General features: G+C 71.9%; 10 protein-coding genes. 1 reads left to right on the top strand and 9 read right to left on the bottom strand.

The window, feature by feature from the left end; genetic code table 11:
- Positions 1–21: 21 nt before the first annotated feature.
- The 8 genes from ACQP2E_RS26330 to ACQP2E_RS26295 are packed head-to-tail and all read right to left on the bottom strand — an operon-like array spanning position 22 to position 8,373.
- Positions 22–1,332: a GNAT family N-acetyltransferase gene (locus tag ACQP2E_RS26330; protein ID WP_433825619.1), complete on the bottom strand. Its 1,311-nt coding sequence runs from the start codon at positions 1,330–1,332 to the stop codon at positions 22–24.
- A complete protein-coding gene (locus ACQP2E_RS26325) occupies positions 1,325–2,362 on the bottom strand; it encodes a DegT/DnrJ/EryC1/StrS family aminotransferase (protein WP_433825618.1) in 1,038 nt (345 codons plus the stop codon). The genes ACQP2E_RS26330 and ACQP2E_RS26325 overlap by 8 nt, the downstream gene beginning before the upstream one ends.
- Positions 2,359–3,366, bottom strand: a complete 1,008-nt coding sequence (locus tag ACQP2E_RS26320) for a glycosyltransferase family 2 protein (protein ID WP_433825617.1) — start codon at positions 3,364–3,366, stop codon at positions 2,359–2,361. Before ACQP2E_RS26320 ends, ACQP2E_RS26325 begins: the two co-directional genes overlap by 4 nt.
- A 5-nt stretch (positions 3,367–3,371) precedes the next feature.
- Complete coding sequence (locus ACQP2E_RS26315; protein WP_433825616.1) at positions 3,372–4,481, bottom strand: DegT/DnrJ/EryC1/StrS family aminotransferase; 1,110 nt, start codon at positions 4,479–4,481, stop codon at positions 3,372–3,374.
- Complete coding sequence (locus ACQP2E_RS26310) at positions 4,456–5,394, bottom strand: transketolase family protein (RefSeq protein ID WP_433825615.1); 939 nt, start codon at positions 5,392–5,394, stop codon at positions 4,456–4,458. The genes ACQP2E_RS26315 and ACQP2E_RS26310 overlap by 26 nt, the downstream gene beginning before the upstream one ends.
- The gene (locus ACQP2E_RS26305; RefSeq protein WP_433825614.1) at positions 5,391–6,206 is read right to left on the bottom strand and encodes a transketolase; all 816 of its coding nucleotides are present in this window, start codon (positions 6,204–6,206) and stop codon (positions 5,391–5,393) included. The genes ACQP2E_RS26310 and ACQP2E_RS26305 overlap by 4 nt, the downstream gene beginning before the upstream one ends.
- On the bottom strand, positions 6,203–6,961 hold the full coding sequence (locus tag ACQP2E_RS26300; protein WP_433825613.1) for a TylF/MycF/NovP-related O-methyltransferase: 759 nt from the start codon (positions 6,959–6,961) through the stop codon (positions 6,203–6,205). The genes ACQP2E_RS26305 and ACQP2E_RS26300 overlap by 4 nt, the downstream gene beginning before the upstream one ends.
- Positions 6,958–8,373 carry a polysaccharide biosynthesis tyrosine autokinase gene (locus tag ACQP2E_RS26295; RefSeq protein WP_433825612.1) on the bottom strand — a complete coding sequence of 472 codons (1,416 nt, stop codon included), beginning with the start codon at positions 8,371–8,373 and terminating at the stop codon, positions 6,958–6,960. Before ACQP2E_RS26295 ends, ACQP2E_RS26300 begins: the two co-directional genes overlap by 4 nt.
- Positions 8,374–8,608: 235 nt before the next feature.
- Between ACQP2E_RS26295 and ACQP2E_RS26290 the strand changes: the two genes are divergently transcribed.
- A complete protein-coding gene (locus tag ACQP2E_RS26290; protein ID WP_433834060.1) occupies positions 8,609–10,342 on the top strand; it encodes a polysaccharide biosynthesis protein in 1,734 nt (577 codons plus the stop codon).
- On the opposite strand, the gene ACQP2E_RS26285 is transcribed toward ACQP2E_RS26290, so the two are convergent.
- On the bottom strand, positions 10,293–15,128 hold the full coding sequence (locus ACQP2E_RS26285; RefSeq protein ID WP_433825611.1) for a DUF4011 domain-containing protein: 4,836 nt from the start codon (positions 15,126–15,128) through the stop codon (positions 10,293–10,295). The genes ACQP2E_RS26290 and ACQP2E_RS26285 overlap by 50 nt on opposite strands.
- Positions 15,129–15,172: the final 44 nt, after the last annotated feature.

The following is a 15,172-nucleotide window of genomic DNA, read 5'->3' as shown; positions in this document are numbered from 1 at the left end:
CGGGAATCGCGCGGAGCAGCCTCAACGTCGCACGTGGGCCAGATCGAGAGGGACGTCGCGCTGGAGGAGCTCGGTGGTGCGGCGGTAACCGGCCAGGGCGAGCGCGGTGAGCGCGAGGATGCGCAGGTCGGTGCCGAGGCCCCGGTTCGCCACGTACGCGAGACCGAGCGCGATCTTCCCAGGCCGGATCAGGTCGTCGTACGCCTGATCCACGTCCGCGTGCCCGGCGAGGATGGCACCTTCGTCGTGGAAGACGATCGACGCCCAGTCGGTGACGCCCGGCCGCACGTCGAGCAGCCGCATCTCCTCGGTCGTGTATCGCTGCACGTCGGACGGCACCTGCGGACGCGGCCCGACCAGGCTCATGTCGCCGATCAGCACGTTGACCATCTGCGGCAGCTCGTCGAGTTTCCATCGGCGCAGAAACTTCCCGGTACGCGTGAGCCGCGGATCGTCGTCAGCCGTGGACGGACCGCCGAGCCGGGCCGCGTCGATCACCATGCTGCGGAACTTGAGCATGCCGAACGGCTGCCCGTACCGGCCGACGCGGGTGCCCCGGTAGAAGACCGGGCCGCCGTCCTCGCGCTTGATCCGCCACGCGACGACGAGGCCGGCCGGCGCGGTGGCGGTGAGCACGGCGGAGGCGACGGCGATGTCCATCGCCCTTTTCACCGCGTCGTGTCGTACCTTCCCCACAGGCGGAGCGTAGTCACTCGTCGGGCTGAGCGTATGGATATATATCCGGCTTTGGTGGCCTCGGTGGATCGCCGTGCGACCGTGCAGCACGCTGCCCGACTTCTCGTAGAACCCGTGCGCCCGCCGCTGCTGCTCCCCGGTCACCACCTTCACGGCCGGCACGCCCCGATCGGTGAACGACCGCATCAGATGCTCGAAGAGCCGAGTCGCCACCGCGGACCCGCGCATCGACGGCACCACCACGAAATTCATGATCTCGGCGCGCGGCAGCCCGGCGTCCGACGACCCCGGATAGGCGAGCGTCTCCAGCATCCGGAAGGCGCGAGCCGGGTGCATCAGCCGCGGCACGATCGTGGGTACGGCCAATGGCCACCGCCGCCGGACGAACTCGGCGAACAGCGCGGACGTGTCGGTGGCGCCGCAGATGTACCCGAGCGGCTCGCCGGTCTCGACGCTCTCGGCGAGCAGCACCACGCCGAGGCGGCTGCCGGCCGCGTGCCGGTACAGCAGGCGCAGCACCGGCTCACCCAGCGAGGAGAGGAAGCCGTCCGGCACCTCGCCGGCGTGCAGGCGCGCGATCGCGGCGATCTGCTTCTCGGTGAATGGGCCGCTGACGATCCGGAAGCGTTCAGGCATCGACACTCGCCTCGATCCGGGAGAGCAGGGCCACGGCATGCTGGATGTCGGCGTGCCGGGTTTCCGGGCGTACCGGGAGGGTGACCACGTGCGCGGCCGCCCACTCGGCGTTCGGGCAGCTCCCGGGGGTGTACCCGGCTGCCGCCAGGTCCGGCCCGGACAGCGGGTGGACCGGGGTGGTGAACCAGTCGCCGACCTCGAGACCGGCTTTCGCGGCCTCCCGCAGCACCCGCTGCTTGTCGCCGACGATCACCGGGATCCGGTGCGGCACGTAGGGCAGGTCCTGGCCGGTGACCCGCCGCCGATGGTGTGCCTGCATCCGGCCCGCGTCGATCCGGTTCGGCAGGCGCCACCGCACGGTACGGCTCATCCGCCACCCGTACTCGGGGCTCCCGGAAGGGTCCGGGGAGTAGGAGCCGGTCACTACGCCGAGGCCGGAGAGCCGCCGGTGGAGCGAGCGCAGCCGCCACAGCATCCCGGTGCCGGAAGCGACCCGGTACGCCAGATATTCGGCCGCCATCATTGCCTCCCGCAGCGGCGGCGGTGAGGTGTACCGGTGATACCGGGATCGCATCTCGGCGGCCAGGCCCGGGTCGTGCACGACCGCGGTGCCACCGACGCCGGCGACGACAGGCTTGCCCCACTCGTACGACCAGAAGGACGCGACCGAGCCGCCCGGCGTGACCGTCCCGGGTGTCATGTGCGCGCAGTCCTCGACGACCGGGACTCCGGCGGACCGGCCGATCCCGGTGATCGCCGTCATCGGTGCCGGGATGCCGAACGTGTGCTGCGCGACGATGGCCCGGGTCCGCGGCGTGAGCAGCGCCGCCAGTCCGGCCGGGTCGATGCCGAACGTGTCGCGGGCGATGTCGGCGTACACCGGGCGGACGCCGAGGCGCAGCAGCGGCTCGACCACCGCGGCGCAGGTGTACGCCTGGATCACGATCTCGTCGCCGGGACCGGCGCCCAGGCCCTTCAGGATCGCGTGCAGCGCGACCCGGCCACGGTAGTAGTGCAGGAGAACGCTCATGATCGCTCCGGTCCGCGTTCGAGGGCGCCCTTGATCGAGCCGGCCCCGTAGATCACATGGGTGGTGAGGAAGACCGGCGGCATCGCCAGCGCCAGGGCCGGGTCGTGGTGCTTGCGGGCCAGGCGGGTCGCGAACGTCAGCGCGGTCAGGCCGTAGGCGGCGAGCACCCCGCCGGTCACCCGCCGGGCAGTGCGGCTCACCGGAGCTGCCGCGGCTCCGGCCACGAGGGTCAGGACGAATCCCATGGGTACGACGTTGCGCCACGAGCCGATCCACCGGCCGACCGTGCGGCTGGCGCGGAACGGCCAGTACCCGGCTTCGAACGTCCACGACACGAACTCGCGGAAGTCGCTGCGCGCGTAGTACGTACAGGTGATGTCCGGAAGCAGCAGGATGCTGCCGCCGGCCGCGCGCAGACGCTGGTTGAACTCCCGATCCTGTGCCCGGGTGAGCTGCTCGTCGAAGAGGCCGATCCGGTCGAAGACGGACTTGCGGTAACAGCCGCCGAAGACGGTGTCGACCCACTGCGGCCCGTTCACACCGACCCGGTACTTCGAGTTGCCGGCGCCGAAGACGCTTGTCGTGGAGAGCGCGATGGCCCGCCCGAGCAGCGTGTCGTCGCGGGCCTGGGAGATCCGGATGCCACCGACGTTGTCCGCCCGCGGGTTCTCCACCAGGCCGCGGACGCAGCTCTCCAGGTAGTCCGGCGGGTATTCGGCGTGCACGTCGAGCCGGATGATCACGTCACCTCTGGCCTGCCGGATGCCGAGGTTCAGCGCGGCCGGCTTGCTGTGTCCCGGGTTGTCGACCAGGACGATGCGCGGGTCACGGACGGCGTACTGGCGGACGATCTCGCGGGTGCCGTCGGCGCTCATGCCGTCGACGAGCAGCACCTCCATCCGGTCCGCCGGGTACGTGTTGCCGAGCACCGAGTCGAGAAACGCGGCCACGAACCGGGACTCGTTCCAGCACGGGATGACGACGCTGAGGAAGGGAAGGTCCATGGTGTCTATGCCCCGAAGAACCGGCGGACGCTGTCCGCGACGTGATCGACCTGCCAGTCCTCCAGCTCCACCTGCATCGGCAGCGAGAGAACCTGCCGGCAGAGCTGTTCGGTGCGCGGCAGCTGCCAGTGATCCAGGCCCAGGCCGCGCTGGTGGTGCAGCGGGATCGGCCAGGAGATCAGGGTCTCGATGCCGTCGGCGCGCAGATGCTCGAAGAGCCGGTCCCGCTCCTCGGTGGTTACCGGGTAGTTCTGGTAGACATCGCGGCGCAGCGGATCGGCGTCCGGCCCGACCGGGATCCGCAGGGCCTCGATGTCGTACAGCCGCTCGTCGTACCGGCGGGCCAGCTCGCGGCGCCGCTCGATCCAGCCGGCCAGCTTGCTGAGCCGATAGTCCAGGATCGCGGCCTGCAGGTTGTCGAGCCGGCAGTTGTAACCCCAGCCGTCGATCTCGGCCTTCTGCACCCGGCCGTGGTCGCGCAGACGCAGCAGCCGGTTCGCCAGGTCCTGGTCGCCGGTGAGCACCGCGCCGGCGTCGCCGAGCGCGCCGAGCATTTTCGCCGGATAGAACGAATAGGTGCTGGCCAGCCCGAACGTGCCGGCGGTCCGGCCGTCGAACGTCGCGCCCAGCGCCTGCGCGGCGTCCTCCAGGACCACGGCCCCCACCGACGCGGCGGCCTTGCCGACCGCGTGCATGTCGACGGTACGCCCGTTGAGGTGCACCGGAATGATCACCTTGGTCCGTTCGGTGACCGCGTCGGCCAGCCGCGACGTGTCCATCAGATGGTCGTCGCCGATGTCGACGAAGACCGGTTTCGCGCCGCGCAGCACGAATGGCGACACGGTAGCGATGAACGTGTGCGCCACACTCACCACCTCGTCGCCCGGCCCGATGTCGAGCGCGTGCGCGAGCAGCCGCAGCCCGTCGGTGCAGTTGCTCACCCCGACCGCCCGGGGCGAGGAGTTGAACGCGGCCAGGTGCTCCTCGAAGTCGAGAAGCTGCTGCCGGAGCATGAGGTCACCCCGGGCGATGGTGTCCTCGATGATCGGTAGCAGCTCGGCCCGCTGCCGCCGCCACTGCTCGGGGTAGTCAACGAATCTGACTCGCCAGTCCACGGTTCGCCTCCAGGTGGTTGCGGACGCGCCGGCTGATCGACTCGGCGTCGAGCTCGAACGCGGTGCGCAGGAACTGCTGGTCCCCGACGACCGAGGACGACTGGTTGGGCAGCGCGATCCGGAGCAGCGGCGTGCCCGCCGCCGACTCGGCGAGCACCTCGGCGACGGCGCTGCCCAGGCCGCCGACGATGGAGTGCTCCTCGACCGTGACGATCAGTCGATAGGTGGCCGCCGCGTCGCGGATCGCCGCCGCATCGAACGGGTCCAGCCAGGGGAACGACCGCACGTCCGCGCCGAGGTCGTCGGCCGCCACGCTGACCTCGTCGAGGATCGCGCCGGTGGAACAGAGCAGCACCCTGTTCTCGCCGTTGTCCCTCGCGAAGATCGACGCGCCTCGCGGCGCGGACACCCCGGCGGTGTGCACGGTCCGTTCACCGGTCTTTCCCAGCCTCAGGTACGCGGGACCGCCGCTGGTCAGCAGATCGTCCAGGACCGCGTCCACCTCGGCCGGGTCGCCGGGCGCCGCGACCGCCATCCCGGGCAGGGCCCGCATGATCGCCAGGTCCTCGGTGGCGTGGTGCGACATGCCGAGCGCCCCGTACGCCAGCCCGCCACCGACCGCCACCACCGTCACGTCCGCGTGGTGGTAGCAGATGTCGTTACGGATCTGCTCCAGGCACCGCAGCGTCGGGAAGTTCGCGATCGAGTAGGTGAACACCCGGCCGCCACCGAGGGCGATCCCGGCGGCCAGCCCGGCCATGTTCTGCTCGGCGACACCGCAGTTGACGAACTGCGCCGGCCGGGCCGCCGCGAAGTCGTCGACCGCCCCGAAACCGAGGTCGGCGGTGATCAGCACGAGATCCGGGTCGACAAGTGCGGCGGTCAGCAGCCCGGAGAAGAAACGGTTCCTCATCCGGTGGTGACTCCGATTTCGGCCAGGGCTCGTTCGAGTTCGTCGGGTGACGGCGGCCGGTAGTGCCAGAGCACCTGGTCCTCCATGAAGGAGACGCCCTTGCCCTTGACGGTGTGCGCCAGCACGCAGCGCGGCCGGGCGCGGCGGGCGCTGCGCGGCACCCGCAGCGCGATGTCCAGCTGGCCGTGGTCGTGCCCGTCCACCTCGGCGACGTCCCAGCCGAACGCGCGCCACTTCTCCGCGAACGGCTCCAGGCGCAGCGTCTCCTCGGTGGTGCCGAGCGACTGCATCCGGTTGTAGTCGACGATCGCGACCAGGTTCGCCAGCTCGTGGTGGCCGGCGAACATCGCGGCCTCCCAGATGCTGCCCTCGTCGCACTCGCCGTCGCCGAGCAGCACGTACGTGCGCCAGGACCGGCCGATCTGCCGGGCCCGCCAGGCCAGCCCGGCGCCGACCGGGAGCCCGTGACCGAGCGAGCCGGTGGAGAACTCGACGCCCGGGATACCGACGTGGCTGACGTGCCCGGACAGGTACGAGCCGTTCTGGTAGTGCCGGTGCAGCACGGCCGGGTCGAAGAAGCCGCTCTCGGCGAGGACCGCGTACAGGGCGGCGCCGGCGTGGCCCTTGCTCATGATCACGCGGTCACGGTCCGGCCAGTCCGGGTTCTCCGGGTGGACCTCCAGCACGCCGGCGTAGAGCACCGCCAGGATGTCGGCGCAGGACAGCGCGGAGCCGACATGCGAGCTGCGGCCGGTGCTGGTCATCCGCAGCACGTCGGCGCGGACGGCGTTCGCCAGGGACACGGAGCTCATCGCAGCACCGCATATCCGATGTACGGGTCGAAGTCGAAGCGCCGCAGCTCCAGGTGGTTCAGGCCGATCTCGTCGAGCACCGCCGCCGTCTCGCCGGGCCAGAGCGGGTTGTCCAGCTCGTCGAAGGCGAGCACGGCCCCCCGCGGCATCCGGGGCAGCAGCTGTCGCAGCGCCACCCGGGTCGGCTCGTAGAGGTCCAGATCGAGGAAGAGCAGGCTGATCACCAGGTGCGGGTTCTCGGCCACGAACGCCGGGATCGTCGCGGTGACGTCGCCCCGGATCAGCCGGGCCTTCGGCAGATGGCCGAGGAACCGGTCGGTGTCGTAGACCTCGAGGAGCCGGTTCAGCTCGTCGTAGCTGTCCGACGCGAGGTCGCCGGCGCGGACCTCGGTGGTCTGCGGCCGGTCCTGCTCGGCGACCGAGGGGAAACCGCCGAACGAGTCGAAACCGTAGATCCGCCGGGTCAGGTTTGTCGGTTCCAGGGCCGCGCTGAGCTGGGCGAACGTCATGAACGAAGCGCCGCGGAAGACGCCGCACTCGACGATCGATCCCTTCACCGGCAGCGCCAGCTTGAACAGCTCGTAGAGGGCGGCGAAGCGGGTCACCTGGGCGCGGCGCGCGTACCGGGCCATGTTCGCGAGCCGGACCGGCAGGTCGTCCGGGCTGCGCTCGAAGATCTCCGCGATCCGGCGCGGGACCTGGCGTTCGGCCTCGGTGCTGAAGCTGCCGGGTGCCCCCGGCTTCGGCGCGCTCATGCCGCCACCCCCAGCGCCTCGCGGGTCCACGGGTTCGCCCGGCGGCGGCCCTTGCGCTTCGGCGCGGCGCCGCCGGTGTAGTGGTCGAAGCTGGGGAACGCGTCCGGGCCCTTGAGCGGCACCATGTTCAGGACGCAGCCGAGCAGTGTGGCGTTCACCCCGTGCAGGGCCCGGACCGCGCCGGTGACCTGGGCGCCGGTGGTCTTCGCGTACCTGACCACCAACAGGGTGCCGTCGGCGCGGGCGGCCAGGACCTCGCCGTCGGTCACCGGCAGCAGCGGCGGGCAGTCGAAGATCACCACGTCGAAGCGGCGGCGTACCTCGTCGACCACCTCGGTCATCCGCGGTGAGCTGAGCAGCTCGCTCGGGTTCGGCGGGGACTGGCCGCCGGCGAGCAGCCAGAGCCCGGCGCCCCACGGCTGGATGACCTGGTCCACGCTGGCACCGCCGGCCAGCACGGTGCTCAGCCCGATCGAGGTCTCCTGGCCGAGGAACCGGGCCAGCCGGGGCCGGCGCAACTCGGCGTCGACCACCAGGACCCGCTGCCCGGTCTCGGCGAAGAGCAGCGCGAGGCTGCACGCGGTCGCCGACCGGCCCTCACCGGGAACCGCGCTGGTCACCGCGAGGGTCTTCAGCGACTGCTCGGCGGCGGCCGACTGGAGCAGGGTACGAACCTGGCGCAGCGCCTCGGTGCGGGGTGAGTCCTTCGCCGAGACGAACGGGCCGGCCCGCATCGGGACCCGGCCGTCGAGCGGGATCCGGGCCAGGACCGGGGTGCTGGCGAGCGTACGCAAGGTGTCCGCGCTGCGGATGGTGCTGTCCGCGATCTCGCGGACCACGGCGGAGCCGGCGCCGATGATCAAGCCACCCATCATGGCCAGGGCGAAGTTGTTCAGCGGCTGCGGCGCGACCGGGTCGGCGTCCAGGTGCGGCCCGTTGACCACCTCGACCCGGATGGCCGACGTGTTGCCCGCCGCCTGCCACTCCAGTTTCTCCACGGCGACCTTGAAGAGCACCGACAGCTTCTGCGCCACGAACAGGGCACGTTTCCGGGACGGGTCTTCCACCGTGACCTCCATCAGGACCGTGTCGGCGATCGTCTCGGAAGTGATCCGCTCGGCCATCTCGGTGGCGGACAGGCCCACCTCGGGCAGGGCGGCGAGCGGTGCCGCTATCTCGTCGCTGGTGAGCAACTTGGCGTACGTGGCGAGCCGGCCGGTACTGAACATGCTGGCGGGGTAGAGCTCCGCGGCGGCGGCCATCGGAGCCGTGAAGAAGAAGGTGACGCGGGCCGCGTACACCGGGGTGGTGCGCAGGTTCACGACCAGGGCGCCGGCGAGCGCGACGAGGACCCAGACCGCCAGCAGCCACCAATGTCTCTTGGCGACGCCGAGGTAGTCGCGCAGGCCCATGGCAGACCTCCCCGTCCCCGTGACTTCTTGTCACGATAGGGGCGATATTCCCCCCAGAGTGGCTGTATCTCGAAAGTCCGCTTTTTTCGTAAAACATGCTGATAACGTCGCGGTGACCGGCCTTTTGCTGCTGGGGAGGACGACGTTGCATCTACGCGCCTGGACCCTCCGTCACCGGCGGCTCATCCCGGCGGCCGTGGACGTGGCCGCCTGGGTCATCGGACTGTTCGCCGCGATGGTGGCGCGCTACGACGCCCTGCCGGACCGGCGCCGGCTCGCCGGGTTCCTGCTGGCCTCGGCTCTGGCCGTGGTCCTGCACCTCGCGGTCGGCCACGCCCGGCACCTGTACCGGGGCCGGTTCCCGTACGCGAGCTTCGAAGAGGTCCGCGCCGTCGCGCTGACCACCGGTGCCACCGCGGCCGTGCTGCTCGTGCTCGACGTGCTCTTCAGCCGCCGTCCGGTTCCGGCGCCGGTCCCGCTCGTCGGCGGAGCCGTCGCGCTCGTACTCATGCTCGGGGTCCGGTATGCGCAACGGGCCCGGCGGCAGCGCCGGCGCCGCCCCGATCAGCGGACCGCCAAGCCAGTCCTGCTCTTCGGCGCGGGCGAGGCCGGCTCGCTGCTGCTGCGATCGATGCTGCACGACCCGGACGGGCAGTACCTGCCGATCGGCCTGATCGACGACGACCCGCAGAAACGGCGGCTGCACATCCTCGGTGTGCCGGTGCTCGGCGCCCGCGACGACCTCCCGGCGGTCCTCGAACGCACCGGCGCCGGCCTGCTGGTCTTCGCCGTGGCCAACGCCGAGGCGGAGCTGGTCCGCGCGGTTCGCGACCTCACCACCGAGGCCGGCGCCGCGTTCAAGGTGGTCCCGTCGATGAGCGAGCTGGCCGACCACCCGGTCGCCGTCGACGACATCCGCGACGTGCAGGTCACCGATCTGCTCGGCCGGCACCAGATCGAGACCGACCTGCACGCCATCGCCGGCTATCTGACCGGCAAGCGGGTCCTGGTCACCGGCGCCGGCGGGTCGATCGGCTCGGAACTGTGCCGGCAGATCCACCGTTTCCAGCCGGCCGAGCTGATGATGCTGGACCGCGACGAGAGCGCCCTGCAGGCCGTGCAGCTGTCGATCAGCCCGATGGGCCGGCTCGACGACCCCGCGGTCATCCTGGCCGACCTGCGCGACGCCGAGCGGATCCGGGAGATCTTCCAGCGCCGCCGCCCCGAGGTGGTCTTCCACGCGGCCGCGCTCAAGCACCTCGCACTGCTCCAGAACTACCCGGCAGAAGCCCTCAAAACCAACATTCTGGGTACGCTCAACGTCCTCGACGCCGCCGGCGAGGTGGAACGCTTCGTCAACATCTCGACCGACAAGGCCGCCGACCCGAGCAGCGTCCTCGGGTACTCCAAGCGGGTCACCGAGCGGCTCACCGCGTGGACCGCGAGCCGGCGACCCGGCATGTTCCTCAGCGTCCGGTTCGGCAACGTGCTCGGCAGCCGCGGGTCGGTCTTCACCACGTTCAGCGCGCAGATCGCCGACGGCGGCCCGGTGACGGTCACCCACCCGGACGTCACGCGCTACTTCATGACCACCCAGGAAGCGGTGCACCTCGTCATCCAGGCCGCGGCGATCGGCCGCGACGGTGAGGCGCTCGTGCTGGAGATGGGCAAACCGGTCCGGATCGCCGAGGTGGCCCGTCAGATGGCCCAGCTCGGCCCGAACCCGGTCGAGATCCGGTACACCGGGCTGCGGCCGGGGGAGAAGCTCGAAGAGACGCTCTTCGGGGCGGGCGAGCAGGACAACCGGCCGTTCCACCCGCTGATCTCCCACGTCGCGGTGCCGCCGCTGCACCCCGAGCAGCTGTTCCGGATCGACCCAGGGGCCGACCCGGAACAGCTGGTCAGTCAGCTGGAAGCGCTCACGAGCTTGCCGGAGAAGGCACGGCGATCAGGTTCCGCCGCTCGGTGAGCTTGGTGCGCGGGCCGCCCGCCGCGGACTCCAGCGCGGCCCGCAGCCGGGCCTCCTCGCCGGCCCGGTCCCGGTACCAGGCGATCGCCCAGATCCGGTGCAGGTTCCAGCCCAGCCCGAGCAGCACCTGCTCACTGAGCCGGTCCCGGTCCCGCGCCGCCGTGCACCCGCCGTACGCCCCGCCGTCGCACCGGATACCGAGCAGGTAACCGCTGTCCGGCCGGTCCGGCCTGCGTACGCCCAGGTCGACGCGCCCGCCGGCCCAGCCGAGGTTCGCCTGCACCGGATAACCCCAGGACCGCAGGGTTTCGATGACCGACTCCTGAAACGGCCCGTCGGCCACCTCGGCGGAACGTTCCGGCACCGCCACGTCCAGGGCGGCCGGGCCGCGCTCGGCGTAATCGAGGTAGGACGCGAGCAGCCGGACACCCTCGTTGTCGGTCTCCGGCACGTCCCGGGCCATGATCGAGGTGACGATCTCCACCCGGTACCGGGCGCGGGTGATCGCCACGTTGAGCCGGCGCCAGCCGTTCGGCCGGTTCAGCGCGCCGAAGTTCGCGCTGATCTTGCCGGCCTCGTCGAAGCCGTACCCGATCGAGAAGATCATCACGTCCCGCTCGTCGCCCTGCACCGCCTCCAGGCTCTTCACGAAGAAACCGTGCAGCCGGTCGTCGTCGAGGATCCGCTCCAGCTCCGGGCGTCCGGCCGCGACCACCTCGACCGCGCGCTCGATCGCCTCGGCCTGCGCGATCGAGAACGTCACCACACCCAGCGACAGACCGGGCCGGGTGGTGAAGTGGTGCACGATCCGCTCGGCCACCCGCTCCGCCTCGACCGGGTTGTCCCGGCCGGTGCTGCGCCGGTAGACGCCACCGGCCGGTAGCAGCGCGACGCCGGTGTCCGGCCCGCCGGTGTTCGCGCTCGGGAAGACGCTGAGCCGGCCCTGGTAGAACGCGTGGTTGGAGAAGGCGATCAGCGCCTCGTGCCGGCTGCGGTAATGCCAGTTCAGACCCAGGCTGGCGAACGCGCCGCAACCTTTCGCCAGCTCCAGCACCGACTCGAAGTCGAGGACCGCCAGCTCCGAGTCCGGCTCCTCGCCGGCGCCCAGCGCCCGGTCGAAGAACGAGGTGGGCGGCAGCTGCCGGTCGTCACCCGCGGTGATCAGCGCGGCGCCCCGGTACACACAGTTGATCGCGTCGGCCGGGGTCACCTGGGACGCCTCGTCGAAGATGACCACGTCGAACCGGATGTCCGCGGGCAGCGACTGGCTCACCGTCAGCGGGGACATCAGGAAACACGGCCGCAGACCGAGGACCAGGTCACGGGCCTGGCCGATCAGTTCGCGTACCGGCAGGTGGCGGCTGGCCTTCATGGCCTCGCTGCGCAGCAGCCCGGCGGCCTGGCTGTCGGCGTCCGGCCGGCGCGAGCCGACCGACGCGGCGATGTCGCTGACCGCGGCGGCGGCCAGCCGGCCGTCCAGTGCCCGGAACTCGGCGACCAGGCGGTCCCGGTCGCCGGAGCGCCACGGGCGAAGCCGCTGGTCGGCCTGGATGATCGCGTCCACCCAGGCCCGGAAGAGCGCCCGCTCGACGGTCGGCTGCACCTGCTCGGCGTCGAGCCGGCGGTCGGCGCAGAACTCCACCACTCCGTCCAGGCCGTGCCCGCTGAGCACGGCACGGGCGTCCAGGGCGGCGAACCACTCCTCCTGACCGTCCGCGTCGCCCCGGATCCGGCGCAGGAACTCCGACGCCCGGTCGTGGTCGCCGAGTTCGGCCGTCAGCTCGGTACGCCGGGCCGGACCGAACGCGTCCAGCACGGCCTGCCGGGCCTGCGCCCACTGCTCGGCCAGCTGGTCGAGGCCGGCCATCGGGCGCAGGTCGTGCAGCGCCCGGGCCTGGGCCGCGGTGAGCGGTTGCTCCACACCGGTGAGCAGGGCGCGCGTGGTGGCGGCCCACCCGACCGCGGCGGCCAGCGCCGCCTCGTCGGTCTCCCCACCCCGGTACGCGTCACCGAACACGTCAACATAGCTCGCGGTGTTCGTCGCGATCGACGCCTCCGCAGCGGCCACGTCGTCACGGAGCCGCCCGAGCCGCATCACCTCGGCGTAGTCAAGCGTCCGACCGGTAGCCACGTCATAGGCGTGCACCACCCCGGCTACCGCGGCGAGCGCGGTGGCGTGCGCCCGCAGCCAGGCCACGGCCACGTCGATCGGGCCGTTGAGCAGCTCCGGCCGATCCGCCGCGTAGGGACCGGGCTGCTTCGCGAGCACCGCGTCCCGGGCGGCCGTGGCGAGCCGGATCAGCTCCTGGTCCGGTTCCGGCGCGCAGACGTACGCGGCCACGGCCTGCACCGCCGCCGGAGGAGCCGCCCGCATCGCGGTCTCCACGACGCCCAGCGCCTCGTCGATCGCGGTGAAGTCGGTGCCCGGACCCTGCCAGTACCGGCCCAGCGCGGCCCCGTACGCCGATTCGGCCGCCGCCAGGTCCTGCCGCGCCCGCTGCCACGCGACGGCCGTCTCCAGCCGGGGCAGAGCATCCCGTACCGCCGCCGCGGGCTGCACGAACGCCGCGATGATCCGCCGATCCCGCCGGTACGCCCCGAGCATCTTGCGCCACCCGCGATGCACCCGGGTGAACCGGTCGGACAGCTCCTCGACCGGCTGGGTCAGGATCGCATCGGCGAAGAAGGGCCGGGCGCGCATCTCGGCAGCGGTCAGGTTCTCCAGCGCCCGGCGCAGCGCCGGGGCGCCGGCCGTGACGGTGCCGGCCACCCCCGGGCCGAACCAGAACGGCTCCGGCCGGTGCGCGCCGCCACCGAGCTCGGCGATGGTCGCCACCCGAGCGATGTCGGCGACCTTCACCGCGTTCGGCAGGCCCAGCTTCACGGTGAGCCGGTCGATGACGGCCCGGTGCCGTTCCAGGTTGTCGGCCGCCTCGGTGCAGACCTTCGCCTGCCGGTCGGCCTCGGCGGCGGTCAGCGTCTCCAGGTCGACCGGCGGCGGGGTCAGCCCGCTCAGGTCGGGAACCTCGGGCAGACCGGCCGGGTCGGGCAGCGCCGACCAGGTGGTCCCGGCCCGTCTGGTCGCGGCGTCGCGCGCCGCCCGGACCGTGGTGAGATCGCGGCCCAGCGCCTCGGCGGCCTGCCGGACCTCGTCCAGCGCGGGCGCGGTCAGCCACTCGTCGCGGACGTGCGACGGACGCTTGTCGGCGTGCGCGGCGAGCCGGGCCAGGGTGCCGGCGTCCTCGGTGCCGCTCAGGCCGAACGCTTCCACCGGGGCACGGTCGGCAAGCACCGCCCGGGTCAGCCCGGCCAGGGCGCGTTCGGCAGTGGACAGCGCCGGGTCGAGCGGTTCCCGCTGGATCACGTCACGCCAGGGCAGCTCGTCGCGGGCCACCACGGTCCGCCACGCGGTGGAGAGCCCGCCGACGGCCTGCATGACCCGGCGTACCGACTCCGGCGTCACCGTCTCGGGGGCGATCACCGGGACCGGCGCGGCCGGGGCGTCCTCCAGCCGGGCGCAGACCCCGAGCACGTGGTGCAGGCTGCGACCCAGCGGTGAGCGGATCTCGTTCATCGCGGCCGCGTACGCGCTGAGCTGCTCGCGCCGCTCGCGGGTGCCCCGGCGGTCGGTGGTGTCCGGGCCGTCGGCCGGCGGCGGGCTGTCGTCGAGGGCGGCGGCCAGGGCGGTCGCCACCTCCTTGCGGCCGGCCTTGTGCCCGTGCAGCTCCAGGACGTACCGGTCCAGGCCGGCCTCGACGAGCCGGTGGTGGACCACGTCGAGCGCGGCCGCCTTCTCGGAGACGAAGAGGACCCGCTTACCGGCGTGCAGCAGACCGCCGATCATGTTGGCGATGGTCTGCGACTTGCCGGTGCCGGGCGGACCGTCCATCACGAAGCTGTGCCCGGCCACGGCGGCCGCGATGCAGGCCCGCTGCGACGCGTCGGCGTCGAGCACCAGCGGTACGTGCTCGGGCGGGGCGACCCGGTCGACGACGGCGGGCGGCACCGGGGCGAACCGGAACGTGCCGGCCTGCCGCCCGCTCGGTGAGGCGAGCGCCTGCACCACCGGGTGCGACAGGATCCGATCCTCGTTGACCATCAGGTCCCGGTAGATCGCTTCCTTGTGGAAGGTCAGGCAGGAGAGCAGGACGCTGCGTTCCACATGCCAGCCACGACGCCGCGCCACGGTGCCCTGCAGGCCGGACCAGATCCGGGACACGTCCGGCTCGTGGTGCTCCAGCACCGGCGGTTCCATCCCGAGCCGGCGCAGGCGGATCGCGAGAGCCGGGTTGAGCACGGTCTCGTCGTCGCGCAGCCGCAGCCGGGGCGGGTCGCCGGGCCCGGCAGTGACCAGCTCCACCGGCATCAGCAGGATCGGGCTCGCGAACGGGTTCTCCTCCTCGTCGCGCCAGCGCAGCAGCCCGAGCACCAGGTGCAGCACCGAGACACCCCGGTCCAGGTACTCCTGCCGGGACTTCTTCAGCATCCGCCGCAGCGCGGCGTCCAGCGCCGGGTCAGGCATTTCGGTACGCAGAACGTCCTCGGACGTGGCGTTGCGCTGCGGATCGGCGCCGGTGCCGACGAGCGGGCACTCGGCGCCCCGATGCAGGGTGCTCACCACCGCCTCGGGCTCCGGTCCGACCACCTCGACGAGGTCCGGATGGTCGGTCGGGAAATTGATGAGCCGGTTGGTGTCGCCGAGGTCGACCAGGCTGTCCCGCCACGCGTGCAGCGCCGCCCGAACCTCGGTCCTAGCCTGTGCGGATTCGGACGGGTCTTCTCTCATGCACCGATTGCAACGTAAATGAACAGGTTTTCGCTGGCGAATCG

Source organism: Actinoplanes sp. CA-015351 (genome assembly GCF_050955685.1).
Taxonomy (GTDB): domain Bacteria; phylum Actinomycetota; class Actinomycetes; order Mycobacteriales; family Micromonosporaceae; genus Actinoplanes.
Note: the sequence above shows the minus strand (reverse complement) of the source record. Positions and strands in the feature narration are given on the sequence as shown.